A 23,049-nucleotide genomic window follows, 5' to 3' on the forward strand; every position below is an offset into this window, starting at 1 on the left:
CGTTTTGTGCCACAATGCGCCGAGGCGGCGCCGTTTTTTGTCAGAATTGAATCACAATACGCTAGTATGATTTCTTGTGCCAGCGGTCACATTTTTCCGCCGGCCCCACAGGGAAAACGCTCTCGATGACCTCGTTCACTCTCAGCTCCGATGACTGGTTAACGCGTGAAACGCAGTTCGCTGCCTTCGCCACCGGGCCGCTGCTGGATTTCTGGCGGCAGCGCGAAGAAGGCGAGTTCAGCGGCGTGGACGGCGTGCCGATCCGCTTTGTGCGTTTCAGTTCCGCGCGGCATCAGCGCGTGGTGGTGGTCAGCCCCGGCCGCATCGAAAGCTACGTGAAATACCCCGAGGTGGCCTACGATCTGTTCCACTGCGGTTACGACGTGGTGATCGTCGATCATCGCGGCCAAGGGCGTTCCGGGCGTTTACTGGCGGATACGCACCGCGGTCATGTGGTAAACTTCGCCGACTACGTGGACGATTTCGAGCAGCTTTGGCAGCGCGAAGTCGAGTCGCGCGGTTACCGGCAGCGCTTCGCGCTGGCACATTCGATGGGCGGCGCGATCCTGGCGCAGTTCCTGCAACGCCGGCCGCAGGCGTTCGATGCGGCGGCGTTTTGCGCGCCGATGTTCGGCATCCAGTTGCCGATGCCGGGCTGGCTGGCCGACCGCATCCTCGACTGGGCGGAGACCCGTCCGGCGATCCGCGACTACTACGCGGTGGGCACCGGCCAGTGGCGGCCGCTGCCTTATGTGGTCAACGTGTTGACCCACAGCCGCGAACGCTACCGGCGTAGCCTGCGCTATTACGCCGATTACCCCGAGCTGCAGGTGGGCGGACCGACCTACCATTGGGTGCGGGAGAGCATCCGCGCCGGCCGGCAGATTATCGCGCAGGCCGGGGAGATAACAACGCCGCTGTTGCTTTTGCAAGCCGGTGAGGAACGGGTGGTTGACAACCGTTCGCACCAGGCTTTTTGTCAGGCTCTGTCAGACGCGGGGCGCCCTTGCGAAGGGGGGCTTCCGTGGGTTATCAACGGCGCACGCCATGAGATCCTGTTCGAGCGGGACGCGATGCGCGCCGAAGCACTGAACGCAATCCTGCGCTTCTTTGCTCAACACTTAGGTGGCGCGCTGCCGCCGACAACTCCATCAGAGGTTAGAACATAACGCTATGTATCACGTCGTCGCTTCCGATTTAGATGGCACGCTGCTGTCTCCCGACCATACCCTGTCGCCGTACGCCAAAGAAACGCTGAAGTTGCTGACCCAGCGCGGCGTGCATTTCGTGTTCGCCACCGGCCGCCACCACATCGACGTGGCGCAGATCCGCGACAGTCTGGAGATCAGTGCCTTTATGATCACCTCCAACGGCGCGCGGGTGCACAACACGGCCGGCGAGCTGATCTTCAGCCACAACCTGGACGAGGATATCGCCCGCGATCTGTACGGCATGCTGCACGACGATCCGGAGATAACCACCAACGTCTACCGTAACGATGACTGGTTCATCAACCGCGAAAGCCCGGAGCAGGAAGAGTTCTTCCAGGAGTCGGTATTCAAATATCAGCTGTTTGAGCCGGGCCTGCTGGAAACCGACGGCGTCTGCAAGGTTTACTTTACCTGTGAAGATCATGAGCGGTTGCTGCAGGTGGAAGACGCCATCAACGCGCGCTGGGGCGATCGGGTCAACGTCAGCTTCTCGTTCCCGACCTGTCTGGAAGTGATGGCGGGCGGCGTGTCGAAAGGGCATGCGCTGGAAGAAGTGGCCAAGATCATCGGCTATACGCTGCAAGAGTGCATCGCCTTCGGCGACGGTATGAACGATCTGGAGATGCTGTCGATGGCCGGCAAGGGCTGCATCATGCGCGACGCGCATCAGCGCCTGAAGGATATGCTGCCGGAGCTGGAAGTGATCGGCTCCAATGTCGATAACGCGGTGCCGCACTACCTGCGCAAGATGTTCCTCTGAAATAACCAGGCCGTTTCTCTGAAATAACAAGGGCGCCTTGCGGCGCCCTTGGCATTACTTGTGCTGGCCCTGCTTCTGCAGGAACTGCACGCCCTTGTCCGGGAAGTCGGTGAACACGCCGTCGACGCCGGCCTGGTTGTAAATCACGTCATACAGTTGGTTCACGTCGGTCACGTACTTCGGCAGCGCATCGGCGCGGATGGTGAACGGATGCACCGCCAGCTTGCTGGCGTGCGCTTCTTTCACCATGTCGGTCAGCACGATGTGGCCCGGCTTGGATTGATCCGCCACCACCAGCATGTGGTAGTCCGGCCCGATACCGTCGGCATACTGAGCGATTTTCTTCATCGCACCCGGTTTGAACATCCAGTCGTAGTCGTATTCTACCCACTTGCCGTCGGCTTTCTGCTCGTAGGTTTCCTGCCAGTCGTTATAGGCGATCAGCTGCACCAGCTTCAGATCCATGCCCAGCTTCGGCTCCAGCTCGTTCTTGATGCGCTTGAGCTCGTTGGCGTCGAAGCACTGCAGGTAGACGTTGTCGTTCTTGCCGGTGTAGCCGTACTGCTTGAGCACCGCCAGCACTTTGCTGGAGATGTCTTTGCCTTCCTGCTTGTGGAACCAAGGCGCTTTGATTTCAGGATAGATGCCGATGTTTTTGCCGGTCGAATGGTTCAGACCCTGCACGAACTCGATCTCTTCCTGGAAGGTGTGGACGCGGAAGTCGGATTTGCCCATCGGGAAGCGGCCAGGGTAGCCCTGTACCTTCTTGCCGTTTTCGATGTCAAAGCCTTCGGTGAACTTCAGCGATTTGATCTCCGCCAGCGTAAAGTCGATGGCGTAATAACGGCCGTCTTTGCGTGCGCGGTTCGGGAAACGTTCGGCGACGTCGGTGACGCGATCGAGGTAATGGTCGTGCAGCACCACCAGCTCGTTGTCTTTGGTCATCACCAGATCTTGTTCGAGGTAATCGGCGCCCTGCGCGTAGGCCATTGCCTTCGCCGGCAGAGTGTGTTCCGGCAGGTAGCCGCTGGCGCCGCGGTGGGCGATCACCACTTTGTCCGCCGCCTGGGCGGCGCTGACCATTGAGGTGGCGAGAATGATCCCTGTCAGCAGGGCTTTGACTTGAGTCCGCATTCCGTTTTCTCCGTGTTGTTGGGGGCAGGGTAGTAAAAAGGCCGCAGGGCGGCCTTTAAATCATGCAAAAGTCGTGTGACGGTTAGCCGCGCTTGCCGGCAGCGATTTCCGCGTGGTGTTTCTTCTCGTTCAGCATGGTCAGCAGCAGCAGGATAACCGCCAGCACGCCGCCGCCGATCATCACCATGAAGCCGCCGTCCCAACCGAAGAAGTCTACGGTGTAACCGACGATGGCGCTGGCCGCAACCGAGCCGCCCAGGTAGCCGAACAGGCCGGTGAAGCCCGCGGCGGTGCCGGCGGCTTTCTTCGGCGCCAGCTCCAGCGCGTGCAGGCCGATCAGCATCACCGGGCCGTAGATCAGGAAGCCGATGACCAGCATACAGATCATGTCCACGGTCGGGTTACCGGCCGGGTTCATCCAGAACACCACGGTGGCGATGGTCACCAGCGTCATGAAGAACACGCCGGTGGCGCCGCGGTTGCCTTTGAACACTTTGTCCGACATCCAGCCGCACAGCAGGGTGCCCGGGATACCGGCGTATTCATACAGGAAGTAGGCCCAGGAAGACTTGTCCAGCGCGAAGTGCTTCACTTCTTTCAGGTAGGTCGGTGACCAGTCCAGAATGCCGTAACGCAGCAGGTAGACGAACACGTTGGCGACAGCGATGTACCACAACAGCTTGTTCGGCAGGATGTACTGCATGAAGATCTGCTTGGCGGTCAGCTCTTCTTCGTCTTTTTCGCTGTAGTCGTCCGGGTAGTCGTTTTTGTACTCTTCAATCGGCGGCAGGCCGCAGGATTGCGGGGTATCGCGCATCAGGGCGAAGGCGATCAGGGCCACCAGGATGGCGCCGAAGGCCGGCATGTACAGCGCCGCGTGCCAGTCGTTGAACCAGGCCATGCCCAGCAGGAACAGCAGCGGCGGCAGGCCGCCACCCACGTTGTGGGCGCAGTTCCAGATGGAGACGATGCCACCGCGTTCTTTCTGCGACCACCAGTGCACCATGGTGCGGCCGCACGGCGGCCAACCCATGCCCTGGAACCAGCCGCACAGGAACAGCAGAACGAACATCACCGCGATGCTGGAAGTTGCCCACGGTACGAAGCCCATGAACAACATCACCGCCGCCGCCAGGATCAGGCCGGCAGGCAGGAATACTCGCGGGTTGGAACGGTCGGAAACCGAACCCATGATGAATTTGGAGAAGCCGTAGGCGATAGAGATGCCCGACAGCGCGAAGCCGAGGTCGCCGCGGCTGAAGCCTTGTTCGATCAGGTAAGGCATGGCCAGGGTGAAGTTCTTACGCACCAGATAGTAGGCGGCGTAACCGAAGAAGATCCCCAGGAAAATTTGCCAGCGCAGCTTACGGTAGAGCGGATCTACCTTATCGCTCGGCACACGGGCGATGTGTGCGGCTGGCTTAAAAATACTCAACATGAGCGCCTCCGATGGCTTTATCTGTTATCACATCAATATGACCTTTTACGTTCATTTGATGATTGAGCGGATATCGAATGTGGTGTTTTTGTGTTCCATAACGAGCGCCATTGTCATCAAATACGCCTGGTGTCGCTGTGACGAATGGCGCAATTGTTACACTTTCATGAAACCACGGCGGATTTTGAGCGATTCGTTAACGTTATGAAATAGAAAAACGTCCAAAAATCGTGATTATGATCACATTGATGGTTTTTTGTGGTCATTTTTATTTCGTTTTATGTTCGTTATTGTTCCTTATCAAACAAAGACCCCAATAACCGTGGCTCAATAGGCTCATAACTACCGATCCTGAGGGAGCGACATGAGCAGCTATTTTGACGGCGGCGAAACGGATGTGATCATCATCGGCGGCGGCGCCACCGGCGCAGGCATTGCCCGCGACTGTGCGCGGCGCGGCCTGCGATGCATTTTGCTGGAGCGCCACGACATCGCCACCGGCGCCACCGGCCGCAACCACGGTTTATTGCACAGCGGCGCGCGCTATGCGGTGACCGACGGCGAGTCGGCGCGCGAGTGCATCGAAGAAAACCGCATCCTGAAACGCATCGCGCATCACTGTATCGAGCGCACCGACGGGCTGTTCATCACCTTGCCGCAAGACTCGCTGGACTATCAGCAGCAGTTTATCGCGGCCTGTCGCCAGGCCGATATCGACGCCGAAGCGATCGACCCGCAGCTGGCGCTGCGGCTGGAGCCGGCGGCTAACCCGGCGCTGATCGGCGCGGTGCGCGTACCGGACGGCACCGTCGATCCCTTCCGGCTGACCGCCGCCAACATGTTGGACGCGCGCGAGCACGGTGCGCAGATCCTGACCTACCACCAGGTGGTGGGATTGTTGCGCAGCGGCGATCGGGTAACGGGCGTGCGCGTTTACGACCATCAGAATCAGCGGCGCTATGAGCTGCACGCGTCTGTGGTGGTCAACGCCGCCGGTATCTGGGGCCAGCAGATCGCCGAATATGCCGATTTACGCATTCGCATGTTCCCGGCCAAGGGAGCGCTGCTGATCCTCGGCCATCGCATCAACAACATGGTGATCAACCGCTGCCGCAAACCGGCGGACGCCGACATCCTGGTGCCGGGCGACACCATCTCGCTGATCGGCACCACCTCGACCCATATCGACTACGACCAAATTGACAACATGCTGGTGACCCCGCAGGAGGTGGACATTCTGATCCGCGAGGGGGCGCTGTTGGCGCCCACCCTGGCGCAGACCCGTATTCTGCGCGCCTATGCCGGGGTGCGGCCGCTGGTCGCCAGCGACGACGATCCCAGCGGGCGCAACGTCAGCCGCGGCATCGTGCTGCTCGATCACGCCGCCCGCGACGGGCTGGAAGGGTTTATCACCATCACCGGCGGCAAGCTGATGACCTACCGCCTGATGGCGGAGTGGGCCACCGACAAGGTGTGCGAAAAGCTTGGCGTAAACCGTCCGTGCACCACCGCGCAGGACGCGTTGCCCGGATCCCGCCAGTCGGCGGAGGAAACGGTGCGCAGCGTGGTTTCACTGCCCGCCAGCATCCGTGGTTCGGCGATTTACCGCCACGGCGATCGCGCCAGCCAGGTGCCGGCGGCCGATCGGCTCGACACCAGCCTGGTGTGCGAATGCGAGGCGGTGACCGCCGGGGAAGTGCGTTATGCGGTCAATTCGCTGACCGTCAATAACCTGGTGGATCTGCGCCGCCGCACCCGCGTCGGCATGGGCACCTGCCAGGGCGAACTCTGCGCCTGCCGCGCCGCCGGGCTGCTGACGCGCTTTAACGTCAGCACGCCGCAGCAATCCATCGCGCAGCTGTCGCAGTTCCTCAACGAACGCTGGAAAGGCGTACGGCCGATCGCCTGGGGCGATGCGCTGCGCGAGAGCGAATTTACCAGCTGGGTTTACCAGGGATTATGCGGGCTTGAAGCCCAGGCCGACCAGGAGCAGGAGGCAGATGATGCGATTTGACGTCGTGGTGATTGGCGGCGGTCTGGCGGGCCTGAGCTGCGCCATTGCCGTGGCCGAACAGGGCAAGCGCTGCGCGGTGGTCAGTTCTGGCCAGAGCGCGCTCTACTTCTCCTCCGGCTCGCTCGACCTGTTGGCGAGATTGCCGGACGGCACGCCGGTCGAGATGCCGCTGGCGGCGTTGCCGCAGCTGGCGCAGCAGGCGCCGCAGCATCCGTATGCCCTGATCGGGCCCGGCCGGGTGGCGGCGCTGTCCGCTGCCGCACAGCGGCTGCTGGAGCGCTGCGGGTTGAACCTGCAGGGGGAGGGAACCAATAACCATCTGCGCATTACGCCGCTGGGCACGCGCCGCGCCACCTGGCTCAGCCCGCAGGCGATCCCGACGCTGCCGCTGACCGGCCAACTGCCGTGGCGGCGCATCGCGGTGATCGGCATCGAAGGGTTCCTCGACTTCCAGCCGCAGATGGCCGCCGATTCCCTGAGCCGCGAGCTCGGCGTGCAGACGGACGTGGCCTATCTGCACATGCCGGCGCTGGACAGATTGCGCAATAACCCCAGTGAGTTCCGCGCGGTGAACATCGCCCGGGTACTGGATTTGATGGAAAGCCTGCCGCCGATGGCCGAAGAGCTGCGGCGGCTGGCGGGCGAGGCCGAGGCGCTCTTCCTGCCGGCCTGTCTGGGCCTGGAGGACGATGCGTCGCTGGCGGTGTTGCAGGATGCGGTCGGCAAACCGATCCGACTGCTGCCGACGTTGCCGCCTTCGGTGCCCGGCATGCGCTTGCATCAGGCGCTGCGGCGGCGTTTTCAGCAGCTGGGCGGCATTTTCATGCCCGGCGACAGCGTGCTGCGCGCCGAGAGCGAGGCCGGCCGCATCACCGGTTTGTACACCCGCAACCACGGCGATATTCCGCTGCGAGCGCAGCAGGTGGTGCTGGCCAGCGGCAGCTTCTTCAGCAATGGGCTGGTGGCCGATTTCGACCGGGTGCGTGAGCCGATCTTTGGGCTGGACGTACACAGCCGGGCGGATCGCGCCGACTGGAGCCGACGCGAGCTGTTCGCGCCGCAGCCTTACCTGCAGTTCGGCGTGCGTACCGACGGCAGGCTGCGGGCGATGAAGCAGGGAGTGCCGTTCGACAACCTGTACGCCATCGGCGCGGTCGCCGGTGGCTACGATCCGCTGCAGCAGGGCTGCGGCGCCGGCGTGTCATTGATCGGCGCGCTGCACGTCGCGCAGCAGATCGCCGCGGAGGAGAACGTATGAGCCTGCATCGGGACCACAGCTTTGAAAGCTGCATCAAATGCACCGTCTGCACCACTTACTGCCCGGTCGCCAAAGTGAACCCGCTCTACCCGGGGCCGAAACAGGCGGGGCCGGACGGCGAGCGGCTGCGGCTGAAAGACCCGGCGCTGTACGACGAAGCGCTGAAATACTGCACCAACTGCAAACGTTGTGAAGTGGCCTGCCCGTCCGACGTCAAAATCGGCGACATTATTCAACGCGCCCGCGCCGACTTCGCCCAGAGCAAGCCGACGCTGCGCGATGCCATACTCAGCCACACCGACATCATGGGCTCGCTGTCGACGCCGTTCGCGCCGATCGTCAACGCCGCCACCGGGTTGAAACCGGTGCGCAAGCTGCTGGACAAGGCGCTGAAGATTGATCACCGTCGTGAGCTGCCGAAATATTCCTTCGGCACCTTCCGCCGCTGGTACCGGCAACAGGCGCAGGCGCAGCAGCGTTACGCCGAGCAGGTGGCATTCTTCCACGGTTGCTTCGTCAACTATAACCACCCGCAGCTGGGCAAGGATTTGGTCCGGGTGTTCAACGCGCTGGATATCGGCGTGCAGCTGCTGAAACGCGAGAAATGCTGCGGCGTGCCGCTGATCGCCAACGGGTTTATCGAGCAGGCTAAAAAGCAGGCCAGGGTCAATGCCGAATCGCTGCAGGAAACGGTGCTGGAGCGCGGCATTCCGGTGGTGGCGACCTCATCGAGCTGCACCTTCACCCTGCGTGACGAATACCCTCATCTGCTGGACGTAGACACCACTGCGGTGCGCGATCGGGTGGAGCTGGCGACGCGCTATCTCTATCGCCTGATCAATCAGGGGCGCAGCCTGCCGCTCAAGCGCACGCCGCTGCGGGTGGCTTATCACACGCCTTGCCATATGGAGAAGATGGGCTGGACCGCCTACACCCTGGAGCTGCTGCGGCAGATACCGGGGCTGGAGCTGGTGGTGCTGGATTCGCAGTGCTGCGGCATCGCCGGCACCTACGGGTTCAAATCGGAGAACTACGCCACGTCGCAAGGCATCGGCGCGCCGCTGTTCCGGCAGATAGAAGAGAGCGGGGTGGATCTGGTGGTGACCGACTGCGAAACCTGCAAATGGCAGATAGAAATGTCCACCAGCAAGCGCTGCGAACATCCGATCACCCTGCTGGCGCAGGCGCTGGTATAAAAACGAAAGGGCCGGCAAACCGGCCCTCTGTGGGATTACTGCTTCAGCTTCAGGGTGGAGATGATGCCTTCGGCTTCGGTCTGCGCCTGCTGCTGATTGTCCGCCGGCAGCGTTACCTGGATGGTCAGCATGTTGTTGTTCAGCGAACCGATCAGGACGGAAGAATAAGCCTTTTCACCGCCGCTGGTGATGATGCTGTCCAGCTGACGCAGCGGCACGCCGTTGACGTCGAGCGCCTTGTTGGTGATCACCTGCAGGTTGGCGTCACGCGCGCGCTGGGTATTCTCCAGGCGCTTGGCCAGGGTCTCCAGGCTGTCGGCGGTCTTGTCGCCCAAGATGACGATCACCGCGCGCTGGCCGGTGCTGTCTGCGTAAACATGCATGTTGTTGGCCTGGTTGCCCAGCTTGCCGCTCTGATCCGCCATGCCGACCGGCAGGGTGAACGCCAGTTTACCGTCCAGCAGGCTCACCTGCTGCCCGGCCGGCGCGCTGGCTGCCGCGCCGTCTGGCGCTGCCTTGGTGTCTTTGGTGTTGCCGTCGCAGGCCGCGAGGCCAAGCGCCAGCAGGCTGATACCCATCAATTTCGCTATTTTACGCATCGGGCTTCCTTCTTCCTTTCCGGTAGGGATTCACTGTCGTATCGCAACCTATTCCAGGTTGAAATGCAAGGCAGATGTTGTCACAAGTTTTTTTCCAGTAATAGCCGATAATCAGCCACTTCGCCTTTCTTTTCCAGTTGAACAATCTGATAGTGGTGGGTGAGCAGCATCGTCAGCATGGCGCGGAACCGGTTACGGGTTTTGACCGTCAGTTGGCGATAGCCCTGCGCCCGAGCCCAGCGTTCCTGTTCGGCCAACAAGGCCTGCGCCACGCCGTGGCGACGGAATGCCGGCAGCACGCCACCCAGCCAGCTGTAAAACACCGTTTCCTGCCGTTGATAACCGAGTTTGAAACCAGCCGGCTGCCCGTCTATCTCGGCGATCAACAGGCTGGCGGGGGCGGTGCCGATGCGCTGCTGCAGATCGGCCAGGCTATGCAGGCCGCCGAATTCGGGGATGCGTTGATAAAGGCGGTGGATTTCTTCGAGCGTGGCGGTGCGGACGATTGGGGTCATGAGCGGCCTCCAAGGATAAGGCCGCCCAGAATAGCATGGCTCAGCTCGGCTGCAGGCTGCCGCTGCGCGCCGCGATGCGTTTGAGCAGCATGTTCAGCAACACGCCGTACATCGGCAAGAAGAACAGCAGGCAGATCATCACCTTGAAGCTGTAATCCACCAGCGCAATCTCCACCCAGTTGTTGGCCATGAAGGGATCGCTGCTCTTGTAGAAGGCGATGAAGAAGAACGCCAGCGTATCGCTGATGTTGCCGAGGAACATCGCCGCCGCCGGCGCCACCCACCAGGCGCTGCGTTGGCGCAGACGGTTAAATACGTGTACGTCGAGGATCTGGCCGAGCACATAGGCCATAAAGCTGGCCACGGCGATGCGCGCCACGAACAGGTTAAAACTGCTCAGCGCCGCGAAGCCCTGCCATTCTCCCTGATAGGTGACGGTGGAGATCACATAAGAGATGAACAGCGCCGGCACCATCACCGCCAGGATAATACGTCGCGCCAGCGGCGCGCCGAAGATGCGCACGGTCAGATCGGTCGCCAGGAAGATAAACGGGAAGGTAAAGGCGCCCCAGGTGGTATGGAAGCCGAAAACGGTGATCGGCAGCTGCACCAGGTAGTTGCTGGAGGTAATGATGGCGATATGAAACAGCGAAAGCCAGACCAACGCCGTGAAGCGCTGCTGTGCGGTAAACGAATACATGTTGTAGCCTTTTTAGCAGTGGGGTGAGGGAACCCAGTGTGTCTTGTCAAAACAGCAAAAAACGCTGCGCGGCGGCATGATACGCGTTTGCGCAACCAATGCAATGGTTAAATTTAACGCAAACGTTAACGCATCTTGCGCAGAAAAACTACCGGCGTAAACTAGGCGCTAATGAGATGCGGCGAGCGTTCGCCGATCGTTTTGAACGAGAAAATTGCATGACTGACTTATTTGCCCAGGCAGACCAGACGCTCGACGCGCTGGGGCTGCGTTGCCCAGAACCGGTGATGATGGTGCGTAAAACCGTGCGCCATATGGACAACGGCGAAACGCTGCTGATTATTGCCGACGATCCGGCTACCACCCGCGATATCCCGGGGTTCTGCCGCTTTATGGAGCATACGCTGGTGGCGCAGGAGACCGAGCAGGCGCCGTACCGTTATCTGCTGCGTAAAGGCGTATAACGGCGGCGCGGCCGAGTTAAAAGTTCCCTCCCCAAAATGACAACGGGCGCGGTATGCCGCGCCCGTGTTTGTTTCAGAGCTTAGCTGCGCTTTCTCAACAGCCGCAGCGCGTTGGCGGTGACCAGCGCGGTGGCGCCGGAGTCGGCCAGCACCGCCAGCCACAGCCCGGTTAACCCCAGCAGGCTGGTGATCAGAAAGACCCCTTTCAACCCCAACGCGATGGTGATGTTTTGCCGGATATTGGCGTGGGTGGCGCGCGAGATGCGGATCATTTCCGCGACGCCCACCAGTCGGTTGTGGGTCAGGGCAGCGTCGGCGGTCTCCAGCGCCACGTCGGTGCCGCTGCCCATGGCGATGCCGATGTTGGAGGCCTTCATCGCCGGGGCGTCGTTGATGCCGTCGCCGATCATCGCCGTCGGGCGCAGTTCGCTCAGTTCGGTGACCGCGCTGACCTTATCTTCCGGCAACAGACCGGCACGATAGTCGAGGCCCAGCTCGCCGGCGATCGCTGCGGCGGCGCGCGGGTTATCCCCGGTCAGCATCACGCCGCGAATACCCAGCGCGTTCAGTTCGGCTATCGCCTGTTTGGCGTCGCTGCGTAGCGTATCACGCAGCGCCAGCAAGCCGATGGGCGCGCCGTCTTCCAGCACCACCACCGCCGTTTTACCGGCGTTTTCCAGCTTGTCTACCTGGCTCTGCCATTGTGTGGCGAGCAGGCCCGGCGCCAGCTTGCCCGGCGCACTGATCAGCACGGTCTTGCCGTCCACGATCCCTTCCACACCGACGCCGGTCAGCGCGCGGCGCGCCTGCGCCAGCGGCAGCTCAGCCCCGCTTGCGGCGGCGCGGTTGATGATCGCTTGCGCCAGCGGGTGATGTGAACCGGCCTCTACCGCGGCGGCAAGCTGCAACAGCCGTTGTTCGGTCAGCGCGCCGATGGGCAGCACGTCGGTGACCGTCGGCTTGCCTTCGGTCAGGGTGCCGGTTTTATCGAAGGCGATGGTTTGAATCTGGCCCAGTTGCTCCAGCGCCGCGCCGCCTTTAATCAGCGCGCCGCGCCGCGTGGCGGCCGCCAGCCCGGATGTGATGGCCGCCGGCGTCGAGATCACCAGCGCGCATGGACAGCCGATCAGCAGCAGCGTCAGGCCGCGATAGATCCAGGTCTCCCACGGCTGTGAGAACAGCAGTGGCGGTACCAGGATCACCGCGACGGCCAGCAGCATGATGGCTGGGGTGTAATAGCGGCTGAAGCGATCGAGGAAGCGTTCGATCGGCGCGCGGCGTTCTTCGGCCTCTTCAATCAGCTGCAAAATGCGGTCGATGGCATTTTTGCCGGGCTCGGAAATCACCTTCATCTGTGCCGCCTGATCGACGGACAGGCTGCCGGCGGCCACTTTTTCCCCTTGTTGACGCTCGACCGGCACCGATTCGCCGGTCAGGGCGCTTTCGTCAAAGCTGGCGAACGGATTGAGCAGCTCGGCGTCGGCCGGCAGGCGCCCGCCGGGCGCGATTTCAATCACATCGCCAGGGCGCAGGCTGGCGACCGGCACGCGTTTGCGCTCCGTGCCTTGCAGCAGCAGCGCATCTTCCGGCACCAGCTCCATCAGCGCCTTCACCCCGCGACGCGCACGGTTGGCGGCGTAGGATTCCAGCAGCTCGCCGACCATAAACAGCAGCAGCACCATCGCCGCCTCGGCGGTGGCGCCAATAAACAGCGCGCCGATGGCCGCCACGCTCATCAGCGTTTCGATGGCGAACGGCGTGCCGGAGCGAATCAGACGTAGCGCCTTGGCGGCGACCGGCGCCAACCCGACCAGCGTGGTGGCGATAAAGGCGATGCGACCCAGCTCCGGGTTAATCCGATCCAGCACCCAGCTGACCACCATCAGGGTAGTTAACAACAGCAGCGGCGCAAATTCGCCGAAGCGCGAGGCTTTTGGCGCGGCATCTTTGGCGGTCTGAGTGCCGAGCAGGGTAAAACCGGCCTGGGCGACCGCGTCCTGGATCCGCAGGCTGAGATCGGACTGTGCGTCGACCACCAGTTTTTCAGTGGCGAACAATACGCGTGCGCTGTCAACGCCGGGGAGCGCGGTGACGGCATTTTCGATTTTCTTGGCGCAGCTGGGGCAGTCCATACCGGTGACTTTCCAGCTGAAACGTTGGCTGCCGGAAGGGGGAGCGGCGGCCAGCCTGTCGCTTTCCTCGTCCGGATCGTCGGGGGCGGCGGTGCAGCAGCCGCTATCGCCATGATCGTGATGGTGGTGGGCGTGTTCGGCCTGTACGGCTGCGCTTTTCGGCTCACTGCTGCAGCCATGCTGCGTTTTGCTGTGGCTGTGGTTGCAGCCGCACCCGCCTTCGGCGTGGTGATGTTCCTGATGATTATGGTTTTGCTGATTGTGCATAACGTCCCCCTTCGGGCTGTTAAACGGGTTTGCTCAGCTGACTCTACACCCTGGAGTCCACTCCAGAGTCAAGCGCCGGATGAGAATTATTGCTAACGGCGTTCGGGCGTAGAAAAGGGGGGATTCATTCAATAATGAATAATGCGAATTTAAATATATCGGCTTTTCTTATCCCCTATTTGGGCGAAAAGGCTCGCTACCGTTAGTTTAAATAAGAAAATAATATTCCTATAGAAACTAAAAAATCGCCCGACCTAATAATAAAGAGTTATTAATCTATAACGCTTTAGCAAAATTTACCTTTTTCCCTAAGTAAAGCCAGCATGATTCGCTTGAGTCTGCAGGCCGCGTTGCTATTGAAGTTTGGTGCCAACTTATCCTCATCAAGTTTCGTTTGCTTTGTAAAGAAGCCTAAAAAGCAGCATAACAAACTTTCGTTGCGATAATAAATGGTTGATTATTTTATGTGCAGTTTTACGGTCCTGCCTATAATTGGAATCGATTACCATTTTTTAATGGTGATCTTATTTGCTGATATATATGCATTAATTCTACCTAACACACTGCCGGTAACGGCGCATAAGCCCCTTCCAGCAAGCTTGAGGTTCATTAACCGTGGCTTACGGGGAGGTTATGTCTATCTGTCTGATTGATATCAATCAGGTAATGAGTGGAATCGAACCAATGCAATCTACTAAAAAGGCAATTGAAATTACTGAATCCAGCCTCGCGGCCGCGACAACCGGTTACGATGCTGTAGACGACCTGCTGCATTATCATGAGCGGGGTAACGGGATTCAGATTAATGGCAAGGATTCATTTTCTAACGAGCAAGCTGGGCTGTTTATTACCCGCGAGAACCAAACCTGGAACGGTTACAAGGTATTTGGCCAGCCGATCAAATTAACCTTCTCCTTCCCGGATTATAAGTTCTCTTCCACTAACGTCGCCGGCGACACCGGGCTGAGCAAGTTCAGCGCGGAACAGCAGCAGCAGGCTAAGCTGTCGCTGCAGTCCTGGGCCGACGTCGCCAATATCACCTTCACCGAAGTGGCGGCCGGACAAAAGGCCAATATCACCTTCGGCAACTACAGCCAGGATCGCCCCGGCCACTATGATTACGGCACCCAGGCCTACGCCTTCCTGCCGAACACCATTTGGCAGGGCCAGGATCTGGGGGGCCAGACCTGGTACAACGTCAATCAGTCCAACGTCAAGCATCCGGCGACCGAAGACTACGGCCGCCAGACGTTCACCCATGAAATTGGCCATGCACTGGGTCTGAGCCATCCGGGCGATTACAACGCCGGTGAAGGCAACCCGACCTACCGCGACGTCACTTACGCGGAAGATACTCGTCAGTTCAGCCTGATGAGCTACTGGAGTGAAACCAATACCGGTGGCGACAACGGCGGTCATTACGCCGCGGCTCCGCTGCTGGATGACATTGCCGCCATTCAGCACCTGTATGGCGCCAACCTGTCGACCCGCACCGGCGACACCGTGTACGGCTTTAACTCCAACACCGGTCGTGACTTCCTCAGCACCACCAGCAACTCGCAAAAAGTGATCTTTGCGGCCTGGGATGCGGGCGGCAACGATACCTTCGACTTCTCCGGTTACACCGCTAACCAACGCATCAACCTGAACGAGAAGTCGTTCTCCGACGTGGGCGGCCTGAAGGGCAACGTGTCGATCGCCGCCGGTGTGACCATTGAGAACGCCATTGGCGGTTCCGGCAACGACGTGATCGTCGGCAACGCGGCCAATAACGTGCTGAAAGGCGGCGCGGGTAACGACGTACTGTTCGGCGGCGGCGGGGCGGATGAGCTGTGGGGCGGTGCCGGTAAAGACATCTTCGTGTTCTCTGCCGCCAGCGATTCCGCACCGGGCGCTTCAGACTGGATCCGCGACTTCCAGAAAGGGATCGACAAGATTGATCTGTCGTTCTTCAACAAAGAGGCGCAGAGCAGCGACTTCATTCACTTCGTCGATCACTTCAGCGGCGCGGCCGGTGAAGCGCTGCTGAGCTACAACGCGTCCAACAACGTGACCGATTTGTCGGTGAACATCGGGGGGCATCAGGCGCCGGACTTCCTGGTGAAAATCGTCGGTCAGGTAGACGTCGCCACTGACTTTATCGTGTAACGCAGCAACGGAGCGCCCGGCGCAGTCTCGGCCGGGCGTGATGTGGGAGCCGGTATGAAAGGTACTTTAACGCGCGCCGCCCTGGCGGCGGGAGGCATGATGGTGACGAGTGCGGTGATGGCCGGCAGTCTGGCGCTGCCGACCGCGCAGTCGCTGGCGGGGCAATGGCAGGTAGCCGACAGCGAAAGGCAATGCCAAATCGAGTTTCTGGCCAATGAGCAAAGCGAGACCAACGGCTACCAGCTGGTGGATCGGCAGCGTTGTCTGCAAAGCGTATTTGCGGCCGAGGTGGTGGGCTGGCGCCCGGCGCCGGACGGCATCGCCCTGCTGCAGGCGGATGGCAGCACGCTGGCGTTCTTCTCGCGCGACGGCGATCTGTACCGCAATCAGCTGGGTGCGGGTGATGCCCTGACGTTGAAAGCGCTGGCTTGATGAAGAAACGGGTTCGGCGCGCCGAACCCGCGGCAGGTCTCTACAGGTAGAGCGAACGCACGATCAGGAAGTGGCCGGAAAAGTAACAGAAAGCCACGATGGCGTCCGCCGCGCGGAAGGTGAAGCGGTAGCGGTTGAGCAGCCAAACCACGTTGGCCAGCAGCAGCAGCGAGGTGCCGGCCAGCAGCGAGAAGCCGAAATCGGTGCTGCGCAGGAAATATTGTTCGCCTGCCAGCCAGACCATCAGCAGCGTCATCGCCACGTAGGTGACGATTGGCCAGCGCATCTCTTCCAGCCGGGTCCAAAGGGTGGCCAGCAGCAATGCACCGATCGCCAGCAGCGCCAGCGGCAGCGGCCAGAACAGACTGAACGTCATCTGGCTGGCGAAACTCAGGGTGTACAGCAAGTGGGACAGGAAAAAGGCGCCGATGGCGTACAGCACTCGCTCGCGCGGCAGCAGGAGCAGCGCATCGCCGATCAGCGTCGCCAGCAGGCCGAGTACGATCAGATAACCCGCCGCGCTGAGCACCGGCGCCTGCCAGGCAAGCAGCAACAGCAGCAACAGCGTGACGGGTTTGAACACCCAACGCTGCCAGCGCGGCCCGCGGTAAGAGGCGTCGACGAACAGCCAACCGGAAAAGAATACGGCAAGGAACGGCCAACTCATTGATGTCATCCTTATGTAGGAGGGAGCCGCAACCACCGGCTCCAAACTGTCACCCATGTCACTTCTTATTTCAGTGTAGGTAGCCTGCCGACGATCGACAATGCTTTCTTGAGAATGCTATGTTTACGCCGATTTGGCCGTGAAGGAAATGGGAAACCGATGAGTAAGCCACCGTTATTTTTTGTCGCCGTCATTGCGTTGATCGCCGTGCTGGCCACGCAACGCTACTTCAAACAGCGCCAGCAGGAGGCGGAAAACGATCGTGCGCCGATGCGCAGTCTGCAGGTGACGGTGAGCGACAAGCGGAGCTTCCCGGTCGCCAAGACCCGTGCGCCGCAGCGCGAGCCGTTGGTCAACGAGCCGATGTATTACGAGGTGGTGTTCAGCCCGAACCAGGGCGGTGAAGACATTACGCTGCGGCTGAAGCAATGGCAGTACAACCCGATAGAAAAAGGCGCGCACGGCACGTTAAACATGCAGGGCACGCGGTTCGTCTCGTTCACCGTTCAGCCGTAGCGGTCACTTTTTCTTGATGGGCGGCTGTTTCTTTTGCCAGGCCAGCAGCTCAAACACGCCAAAGATAAAGATCTTGGCCTCTTGCCAGTAGCTGATCGGCTGATCCTTCGGCTGGGTGGATTTCAACAGCACCAGCTGCAGGCCGTGCATCACCACCATAAAAAACAGCGCCACGTCGATGAAATACTTCAGCGGCTTGGGAAACGGATGGAACAGGTTAGAGAGCAGGAAGCCCCATACGCACAGCATCAGCAGGCGGCCCAGATTAATCAGCATGGTCGGTTTTCTCTTTCGAACGAAGATAAAGGCGATAAGCCACCTGACCGGCGACCTTCTCCCGGTGCAACTGCCAGCTGGCAGGCACGTCCGCCGCGGCGCTTTCCGCCTCGGCTTCTACATAGATCCACGCCTCGTCGGCCAGCCAGCCACGCTGCTCCAGTAACAAGACGGTCTCCGCCAGCAGGCCTTTGCGAAACGGCGGATCGAGGAACACCACGTCAAACGGTTGACCGTCGCCCGCCAGCCAGCTCAACGCGTTGGTGTTGATAACCACCCCTTTGCCCTGCAGCAGCGCCAGATTTTTTTCCAGTTGCTGAGCCACCGGCCGTTCGAATTCCAGCAGCGTGGCGCTGCCGGCATAGCGCGACAGCGCTTCCAGCCCTAATGCGCCACTGCCGGCGAAGCAGTCCAGGCAGCGCGCGCCCTGAATCACCGGCGCCAGCCAGTTGAACAGGGTTTCACGCACCCGATCGGTGGTGGGGCGCAGCCCCGGGCTGTTTGGCACCGGGAGTTTGCGGCCGCGCCATTGGCCGCCGATGATGCGGATCTGTCCGGCTGCGGCCTGGGGCGGCTTTTTGGCCGCGGCCCGTGGCGAGAGTCTTGTCATAAGCGTTGTTTGATTTCTTTTGCGGCGCGGGGCCGCAGAGGTTAACGAAAAGTTGTCCCTATTCTACCGGTGACGGGCGTCGGGGGGAACGGTAAAACGTTGTTGTCTGATTTCACACCGGAAAGCATGCCGGATGCGTGTTGCTGCGCGAGGGAAAGTGATAGACTCGGCGGATTATTGTCAGCATATATCCTTCAGGTATGTAGGGTAAGCGAGCCTTCGGTACGGAGTAGAGTCATAACATGGCAAAAGATAAGAAACGTGGGTTTTTCTCCTGGCTGGGCTTTGGCCAGAAGGAAAAGGAAGAAGAGCAACAGCAACCTGAGCAGCCGGTAGAGCAGGCGGAACCTCAGGCCGCGGAGACGCCGGCTGAACCGGCCGCCGCCAAGCTGGATGACAAGCTCCCCGCCCAGGAATCTGAACCTGCCGCCTCCGTCGACACCCCGGGGGAGTGGGATAACGGTCAGGCCGGCGAGCAAATCGCGGAAAACCTGCCGGCGGCGGCTGAACATCCGGCGGCGCCGCAAGCGTTGGCTGAAGAGATCGTCAGCGTCACCGAGCAAGTGGTGGCGCAGCAGCAACCGGTGGTTGAACCTGAGCCGGTCGTCGAACCTGAGCCGGTCGTCGAGCCTGAGCCGGTCGTCGAACCTGAGCCGGTGGTTGAGCCTGAGCCGGTGGTTGAGTCCGAGCCGGTCGTCGAACCTGAGCCGGTGGTCGAGCCTGAGCCGGTGGTTGAACCCGAGCCGGTGGTCGAACCTGAGCCGGTCGTTGAACCCGAGCCAGTGGTTGAGCCCGAGCCGGTGGTTGAACCCGAGCCGGTGGTTGAACCCGAGCCAATCGTCGAACCTGAGCCGGTCGTTGAACCCGAGCCAATCGTCGAACCTGAACCGGAGCCGGAAGAAGCGCCGCTTGAACCTGTGGTGCCGGCCGCTGCGCAAGAGCAGGAACGCCCGACCAAAGAAGGCTTCTTCGCTCGCCTGAAACGCAGCCTGCTGAAGACCAAGCAAAATCTCGGTTCCGGCTTTATGGGGCTGTTCCGCGGTAAAAAGATCGACGACGATCTGTTCGACGAGCTGGAAGAACAGCTACTGATCGCCGACGTCGGCGTGGAGACCACGCGCAAGATCATCACCTCCCTGACTCAGCACGCCAGCCGCAAGCAGCTGAAAGACGCTGAAGCGCTGTACGGCAAGCTGAAGGAGGAAATGTCCGAAATTCTGGCCAAGGTCGATCAGCCGCTGGATGTCAGCGGGAAAACCCCGTATGTCATCCTGATGGTCGGCGTGAACGGCGTGGGTAAAACCACCACCATCGGCAAGCTGGCGCGTCAGTTCCAGGCGGAAGGCAAGTCGGTGATGCTGGCGGCGGGGGATACCTTCCGCGCCGCCGCGGTGGAGCAGCTGCAGGTGTGGGGCGAACGCAACCGCATTCCGGTGGTGGCGCAGCATACCGGCGCGGATTCCGCTTCGGTGATCTTCGATGCGGTGCAGGCCGCCAAGGCGCGCGGCATCGATGTGTTGATCGCCGATACCGCCGGCCGTCTGCAGAATAAATCGCACCTGATGGAAGAGCTGAAGAAGATCGTCCGCGTCATGAAAAAACTGGACGACCAGGCCCCCCATGAGGTTATGCTGACGCTCGATGCCAGCACCGGCCAGAATGCGGTCAGTCAGGCGAAATTATTTAATGAGGCCGTGGGCTTAACCGGCATCACGCTGACTAAACTGGACGGTACCGCCAAGGGCGGGGTGATCTTCGCCATCGCCGATCAGTTCGGTATCCCGATCCGCTATATCGGCGTCGGGGAAGGCATCGAAGATTTGCGGCCGTTTAAGGCTGACGATTTTATTGAGGCACTTTTTGCCCGAGAGGATTAATACGGATGATTCGCTTTGAACAGGTCAGTAAAGCTTATCTGGGCGGACGGCAAGCGCTGCAGGGGGTTGATTTCCATCTGCGCCCGGCGGAAATGGCGTTTCTGACCGGCCATTCCGGCGCGGGGAAAAGTACCCTGCTGAAACTGATTTGCGGTATCGAACGGCCCAGCGCCGGCCACATCTGGTTTGGCGGGCACGACATCAGCCGTTTGAAAAACCGCGAGGTGCCGTTCCTGCGTCGGCAGATCGGCATGATCTTCCAGGATCACCACCTGCTGCTGGATCGCACGGTGTATGACAACGTGGCGATGCCGCTGATCATCGCCGGCGCCAGCACCGAAGATATCCGCCGCCGCGTTTCCGCCGCGTTGGACAAAGTCGGTTTGCTGGATAAAGCGAAAAACTTCCCGATTCAGCTGTCCGGCGGTGAGCAGCAGCGCGTGGGCATCGCCCGCGCGGTGGTGAACAAGCCGGCGGTGCTGCTGGCGGATGAACCGACCGGTAACCTGGATGATGCGCTGTCGGAAGGCATTCTGCGCCTGTTTGAAGAATTCAACCGCGTCGGCGTGACCGTACTGATGGCGACGCACGACACCGGGCTTATCGCCCGTCGCAATTACCGCATCCTGACGCTGAGCCAGGGCCGCATGCAGGGGGGCGCTCACCATGGCCAATAACGCAAAAACCGCCAAGAGCAAGGCGCTGCGCGGCGGCTGGCGCGAACAGTGGCGTTACGCCTGGATGAACGCCATCAAAGACATGCTGCGCCAGCCGTTGGCGACGCTGCTGACGGTGATGGTGATCGCCATCTCCCTGACGCTGCCGAGCGTGTGCTACATCGTGTGGAAAAACGTCAGCACCGCGGCCAGCCAGTGGTACCCGACGCCGCAACTGACGGTCTACCTGGATAAATCGCTCGATGACGACGCGGCGCTGAAAGTGCTCGACGCCATCAAGGCGGAAGCCGGCGTGGAGAAGGTGAACTACCTGTCGCGTGAAGAAGCGCGCGGCGAGTTCCGCAACTGGTCGGGCTTTGGCGGCGCGCTGGACATGCTGGAAGAGAACCCGTTGCCGGCGGTGGCGATCGTCACGCCGAAGATGAGCTTCCAGAGTTCGGACACCCTCAACACCCTGCGCGATCGCGTAGCGGCGGTGCAGGGCGTGGAAGAAGTGCGCATGGATGACAGCTGGTTTGCCCGCCTGGCGGCGCTGACCGGGCTGGCGGGCCAGATCGCGGCGATCATCGGCGTGCTGATGATCGTGGCAGTGTTCCTGGTGATCGGCAACAGCGTGCGTCTGAGCATCTTCAGCCGTCGCGACACCATCAACGTGATGAAGCTGATCGGCGCCACCGACGGCTTTATTCTGCGGCCGTTCCTCAACGGCGGGGCGATGCTGGGCTTTGCCGGCGCGCTGCTGTCGCTGGTGCTGTCCGGGGCGCTGGTGTGGCAACTGGAGTCGGTGGTCGCCGGCGTGGCCAAGGTGTTCGGCACCACTTTCACCTTGCACGGGCTGGGCTGGGATGAGGCGCTGCTGCTGCTGATCATCTCCGCGATGATCGGCTGGATCGCCGCCTGGCTGGCGACGGTGCAACATTTACGCCGATTTACACCACAGTAAGATTTTTTTGGTATACTCTTCTCCTGCTGCTTTTGATCGCGTTGCGGGAGAAGAGTGACCTCAAGCGAAGTCAGCACTATCCCTCTCTTCTTAGCGCACAAATTCCCTATCGGCCTGCACCCTCGTCACGTATTGTCAGCAACAATGCTTGCAAAAAAGGGTGAACTTATAGGGCGGAGTACGGTCAAAAATTGCAGCAAATGTTAAGGTGCCCGGCGTGTGGAACCGCTTTTGCTTCAGCAACTGCCGTAGAATCAATCATTTCCCCGCTGTAATAATCACCTGCATGATTTTGTATTCTCATAGAGAGGGTTTGAATGACCAAAGAAATGCAAACTTTAGCCTTAGTACCCCAAGGTAGCTTGGAAGCCTATATCCGGGCAGCCAACGCCTATCCGATGCTGACGGCAGAGGAAGAGCGGGAGCTGGCTGAACGGCTGCATTATCAGGGCGATCTGGATGCCGCTAAGCAGCTCATCCTGTCTCACCTGCGCTTTGTCGCTCATATTGCCCGCAACTATTCAGGCTATGGTCTGCCGCAGGCGGATCTGATTCAGGAAGGCAATATCGGCCTGATGAAAGCCGTTCGCCGCTTCAACCCTGAAGTCGGCGTGCGTCTGGTTTCCTTTGCGGTGCATTGGATTAAGGCGGAAATCCACGAGTACGTATTGCGCAACTGGCGCATCGTGAAAGTGGCGACCACCAAAGCGCAGCGCAAGCTGTTCTTTAACCTGCGCAAAACCAAACAGCGTTTGGGCTGGTTCAACCAGGACGAAGTGGAACTGGTGGCCCGCGAGCTGGGCGTAACCAGCAAAGACGTGCGCGAGATGGAATCTCGCATGGCGGCGCAGGACATGACGTTCGATCCGACTCCGGACGACGAGGCCCGCGATGGCCAGTCGATGGCGCCGGTGCTGTACCTGCAGGACAAAAGCTCGGACTTCGCCGAAGGCATCGAGGAAGATAACTGGGAAAGCAACGCCGCAGACAAACTGGCCTATGCGCTGGAAGGTCTGGACGAGCGCAGCCAGCATATCATCCGCGCCCGTTGGCTGGATGATGACAACAAATCGACGCTGCAGGAGCTGGCCGATCAGTACGGCGTTTCCGCCGAACGCGTGCGTCAGCTGGAAAAGAACGCCATGAAGAAACTCAAAATGGCGATCGAAGCCTGAGTCGATGCGAGATTCGATAAAAAAAGCCCGGCAAGCCGGG

At 60.5% G+C, this 23,049-nt stretch carries 22 protein-coding genes; 13 read left to right on the top strand and 9 right to left on the bottom strand.

Features of this window, described 5'->3' with window-relative positions; genetic code table 11:
• The first annotated feature begins 125 nt into the window (after positions 1-125).
• The gene (pldB, locus tag WA302_RS22700) at positions 126-1,169 is read left to right on the top strand and encodes a lysophospholipase L2 (protein ID WP_043142212.1); all 1,044 of its coding nucleotides are present in this window, start codon (positions 126-128) and stop codon (positions 1,167-1,169) included.
• A gap of 4 nt (positions 1,170-1,173) precedes the next feature.
• On the top strand, positions 1,174-1,971 hold the full coding sequence (gene yigL, locus WA302_RS22705) for a sugar/pyridoxal phosphate phosphatase YigL (protein ID WP_025304881.1): 798 nt from the start codon (positions 1,174-1,176) through the stop codon (positions 1,969-1,971).
• Between the two features lie 54 nt (positions 1,972-2,025).
• On the opposite strand, the gene glpQ is transcribed toward yigL, so the two are convergent.
• Both glpQ and glpT read right to left on the bottom strand, forming a co-directional pair.
• A complete protein-coding gene (glpQ, locus tag WA302_RS22710) occupies positions 2,026-3,105 on the bottom strand; it encodes a glycerophosphodiester phosphodiesterase (RefSeq protein ID WP_025304882.1) in 1,080 nt (359 codons plus the stop codon).
• 82 nt (positions 3,106-3,187) lie between these two features.
• The gene (gene glpT, locus WA302_RS22715; RefSeq protein ID WP_025304883.1) at positions 3,188-4,543 is read right to left on the bottom strand and encodes a glycerol-3-phosphate transporter; all 1,356 of its coding nucleotides are present in this window, start codon (positions 4,541-4,543) and stop codon (positions 3,188-3,190) included.
• Between the two features lie 364 nt (positions 4,544-4,907).
• Between glpT and glpA the strand changes: the two genes are divergently transcribed.
• The 3 genes from glpA to glpC are packed head-to-tail and all read left to right on the top strand — an operon-like array spanning position 4,908 to position 9,011.
• Positions 4,908-6,557 (top strand): anaerobic glycerol-3-phosphate dehydrogenase subunit A, encoded by a 1,650-nt coding sequence (gene glpA / locus WA302_RS22720; RefSeq protein WP_025304884.1) that lies wholly within the window; start codon positions 4,908-4,910, stop codon positions 6,555-6,557.
• Positions 6,547-7,815 (top strand): glycerol-3-phosphate dehydrogenase subunit GlpB, encoded by a 1,269-nt coding sequence (gene glpB, locus WA302_RS22725; protein ID WP_060434789.1) that lies wholly within the window; start codon positions 6,547-6,549, stop codon positions 7,813-7,815. Before glpA ends, glpB begins: the two co-directional genes overlap by 11 nt.
• A complete protein-coding gene (gene glpC, locus WA302_RS22730; protein ID WP_043142203.1) occupies positions 7,812-9,011 on the top strand; it encodes an anaerobic glycerol-3-phosphate dehydrogenase subunit GlpC in 1,200 nt (399 codons plus the stop codon). The genes glpB and glpC overlap by 4 nt, the downstream gene beginning before the upstream one ends.
• A gap of 35 nt (positions 9,012-9,046) precedes the next feature.
• Here the strand turns inward: glpC and WA302_RS22735 are convergent, their stop codons facing one another.
• From WA302_RS22735 to WA302_RS22745, 3 genes are all read right to left on the bottom strand, one after another.
• Positions 9,047-9,610, bottom strand: a complete 564-nt coding sequence (locus WA302_RS22735) for a DcrB family lipoprotein (protein WP_336064755.1) — start codon at positions 9,608-9,610, stop codon at positions 9,047-9,049.
• A gap of 80 nt (positions 9,611-9,690) precedes the next feature.
• Positions 9,691-10,125: a GNAT family N-acetyltransferase gene (locus tag WA302_RS22740; RefSeq protein ID WP_043142199.1), complete on the bottom strand. Its 435-nt coding sequence runs from the start codon at positions 10,123-10,125 to the stop codon at positions 9,691-9,693.
• Between the two features lie 40 nt (positions 10,126-10,165).
• Positions 10,166-10,825: a 7-cyano-7-deazaguanine/7-aminomethyl-7-deazaguanine transporter gene (locus WA302_RS22745; RefSeq protein WP_025304889.1), complete on the bottom strand. Its 660-nt coding sequence runs from the start codon at positions 10,823-10,825 to the stop codon at positions 10,166-10,168.
• 218 nt (positions 10,826-11,043) lie between these two features.
• Between WA302_RS22745 and tusA the strand changes: the two genes are divergently transcribed.
• A complete protein-coding gene (tusA, locus tag WA302_RS22750) occupies positions 11,044-11,289 on the top strand; it encodes a sulfurtransferase TusA (RefSeq protein ID WP_025304890.1) in 246 nt (81 codons plus the stop codon).
• 80 nt (positions 11,290-11,369) lie between these two features.
• Here the strand turns inward: tusA and WA302_RS22755 are convergent, their stop codons facing one another.
• A complete protein-coding gene (locus WA302_RS22755) occupies positions 11,370-13,688 on the bottom strand; it encodes a zinc/cadmium/mercury/lead-transporting ATPase (protein ID WP_265527375.1) in 2,319 nt (772 codons plus the stop codon).
• Between the two features lie 684 nt (positions 13,689-14,372).
• Here WA302_RS22755 and WA302_RS22760 point away from each other — a divergent pair.
• Complete coding sequence (locus WA302_RS22760; RefSeq protein ID WP_025304892.1) at positions 14,373-15,836, top strand: serralysin family metalloprotease; 1,464 nt, start codon at positions 14,373-14,375, stop codon at positions 15,834-15,836.
• Between the two features lie 54 nt (positions 15,837-15,890).
• The gene (locus tag WA302_RS22765; RefSeq protein ID WP_025304893.1) at positions 15,891-16,268 is read left to right on the top strand and encodes an AprI/Inh family metalloprotease inhibitor; all 378 of its coding nucleotides are present in this window, start codon (positions 15,891-15,893) and stop codon (positions 16,266-16,268) included.
• A gap of 40 nt (positions 16,269-16,308) precedes the next feature.
• On the opposite strand, the gene WA302_RS22770 is transcribed toward WA302_RS22765, so the two are convergent.
• Positions 16,309-16,935, bottom strand: a complete 627-nt coding sequence (locus WA302_RS22770) for a lysoplasmalogenase (protein WP_025304894.1) — start codon at positions 16,933-16,935, stop codon at positions 16,309-16,311.
• A gap of 159 nt (positions 16,936-17,094) precedes the next feature.
• Between WA302_RS22770 and WA302_RS22775 the strand changes: the two genes are divergently transcribed.
• Positions 17,095-17,451, top strand: coding sequence for a DUF2500 domain-containing protein (locus tag WA302_RS22775; RefSeq protein WP_025304895.1), 357 nt, complete (start codon positions 17,095-17,097; stop codon positions 17,449-17,451).
• A gap of 3 nt (positions 17,452-17,454) precedes the next feature.
• On the opposite strand, the gene WA302_RS22780 is transcribed toward WA302_RS22775, so the two are convergent.
• The gene (locus tag WA302_RS22780) at positions 17,455-17,727 is read right to left on the bottom strand and encodes a DUF1145 family protein (protein ID WP_004934327.1); all 273 of its coding nucleotides are present in this window, start codon (positions 17,725-17,727) and stop codon (positions 17,455-17,457) included.
• Entirely contained in the window at positions 17,717-18,337 is a 621-nt protein-coding gene (rsmD, locus tag WA302_RS22785; protein ID WP_025304896.1) for a 16S rRNA (guanine(966)-N(2))-methyltransferase, read from the bottom strand. The genes WA302_RS22780 and rsmD overlap by 11 nt, the downstream gene beginning before the upstream one ends.
• 242 nt (positions 18,338-18,579) lie before the next feature.
• On the opposite strand from rsmD, the gene ftsY reads away from it, so the two are divergent.
• The 4 genes from ftsY (at position 18,580) to rpoH (ending at position 23,009) form a co-directional block, all read left to right on the top strand.
• Positions 18,580-20,214 (top strand): signal recognition particle-docking protein FtsY, encoded by a 1,635-nt coding sequence (gene ftsY / locus WA302_RS22790; protein ID WP_313245354.1) that lies wholly within the window; start codon positions 18,580-18,582, stop codon positions 20,212-20,214.
• A 5-nt stretch (positions 20,215-20,219) separates the two neighbouring features.
• A complete protein-coding gene (ftsE, locus tag WA302_RS22795; RefSeq protein ID WP_004934337.1) occupies positions 20,220-20,891 on the top strand; it encodes a cell division ATP-binding protein FtsE in 672 nt (223 codons plus the stop codon).
• Positions 20,881-21,834: a permease-like cell division protein FtsX gene (gene ftsX / locus WA302_RS22800; protein ID WP_033636680.1), complete on the top strand. Its 954-nt coding sequence runs from the start codon at positions 20,881-20,883 to the stop codon at positions 21,832-21,834. The genes ftsE and ftsX overlap by 11 nt, the downstream gene beginning before the upstream one ends.
• Before the next feature lie 317 nt (positions 21,835-22,151).
• Positions 22,152-23,009 (top strand): RNA polymerase sigma factor RpoH, encoded by an 858-nt coding sequence (rpoH, locus tag WA302_RS22805; protein ID WP_004934345.1) that lies wholly within the window; start codon positions 22,152-22,154, stop codon positions 23,007-23,009.
• The last annotated feature ends 40 nt before the right edge of the window (positions 23,010-23,049 follow it).

The sequence above is a fragment of the Serratia sp. 201 genome (assembly GCF_037027545.1).
In the GTDB taxonomy this organism is placed as follows: Bacteria; Pseudomonadota; Gammaproteobacteria; order Enterobacterales; family Enterobacteriaceae; genus Serratia; species Serratia bockelmannii.

Excerpts from the sequence above, each read along its gene's own strand:
- ftsX (WP_033636680.1), top strand. The coding sequence starts at position 20,881 with ATGGCCAATAACGCAAAAACCGCCAAGAGCAAGGCGCTGCGCGGCGGC.
- glpB (WP_060434789.1), top strand. The coding sequence starts at position 6,547 with ATGCGATTTGACGTCGTGGTGATTGGCGGCGGTCTGGCGGGCCTGAGC.
- ftsE (WP_004934337.1), top strand. The coding sequence starts at position 20,220 with ATGATTCGCTTTGAACAGGTCAGTAAAGCTTATCTGGGCGGACGGCAA.
- yigL (WP_025304881.1), top strand. The coding sequence starts at position 1,174 with ATGTATCACGTCGTCGCTTCCGATTTAGATGGCACGCTGCTGTCTCCC.
- glpC (WP_043142203.1), top strand. The coding sequence starts at position 7,812 with ATGAGCCTGCATCGGGACCACAGCTTTGAAAGCTGCATCAAATGCACC.
- pldB (WP_043142212.1), top strand. The coding sequence starts at position 126 with ATGACCTCGTTCACTCTCAGCTCCGATGACTGGTTAACGCGTGAAACG.
- WA302_RS22755 (WP_265527375.1), bottom strand. The coding sequence starts at position 13,688 with ATGCACAATCAGCAAAACCATAATCATCAGGAACATCACCACGCCGAA.
- WA302_RS22770 (WP_025304894.1), bottom strand. The coding sequence starts at position 16,935 with ATGAGTTGGCCGTTCCTTGCCGTATTCTTTTCCGGTTGGCTGTTCGTC.
- WA302_RS22745 (WP_025304889.1), bottom strand. The coding sequence starts at position 10,825 with ATGTATTCGTTTACCGCACAGCAGCGCTTCACGGCGTTGGTCTGGCTT.
- tusA (WP_025304890.1), top strand. The coding sequence starts at position 11,044 with ATGACTGACTTATTTGCCCAGGCAGACCAGACGCTCGACGCGCTGGGG.
- ftsY (WP_313245354.1), top strand. The coding sequence starts at position 18,580 with ATGGCAAAAGATAAGAAACGTGGGTTTTTCTCCTGGCTGGGCTTTGGC.
- WA302_RS22735 (WP_336064755.1), bottom strand. The coding sequence starts at position 9,610 with ATGCGTAAAATAGCGAAATTGATGGGTATCAGCCTGCTGGCGCTTGGC.
- WA302_RS22775 (WP_025304895.1), top strand. The coding sequence starts at position 17,095 with ATGAGTAAGCCACCGTTATTTTTTGTCGCCGTCATTGCGTTGATCGCC.
- rsmD (WP_025304896.1), bottom strand. The coding sequence starts at position 18,337 with ATGACAAGACTCTCGCCACGGGCCGCGGCCAAAAAGCCGCCCCAGGCC.
- WA302_RS22740 (WP_043142199.1), bottom strand. The coding sequence starts at position 10,125 with ATGACCCCAATCGTCCGCACCGCCACGCTCGAAGAAATCCACCGCCTT.
- WA302_RS22760 (WP_025304892.1), top strand. The coding sequence starts at position 14,373 with ATGCAATCTACTAAAAAGGCAATTGAAATTACTGAATCCAGCCTCGCG.
- glpQ (WP_025304882.1), bottom strand. The coding sequence starts at position 3,105 with ATGCGGACTCAAGTCAAAGCCCTGCTGACAGGGATCATTCTCGCCACC.
- rpoH (WP_004934345.1), top strand. The coding sequence starts at position 22,152 with ATGACCAAAGAAATGCAAACTTTAGCCTTAGTACCCCAAGGTAGCTTG.
- glpA (WP_025304884.1), top strand. The coding sequence starts at position 4,908 with ATGAGCAGCTATTTTGACGGCGGCGAAACGGATGTGATCATCATCGGC.
- WA302_RS22765 (WP_025304893.1), top strand. The coding sequence starts at position 15,891 with ATGAAAGGTACTTTAACGCGCGCCGCCCTGGCGGCGGGAGGCATGATG.
- glpT (WP_025304883.1), bottom strand. The coding sequence starts at position 4,543 with ATGTTGAGTATTTTTAAGCCAGCCGCACACATCGCCCGTGTGCCGAGC.
- WA302_RS22780 (WP_004934327.1), bottom strand. The coding sequence starts at position 17,727 with ATGCTGATTAATCTGGGCCGCCTGCTGATGCTGTGCGTATGGGGCTTC.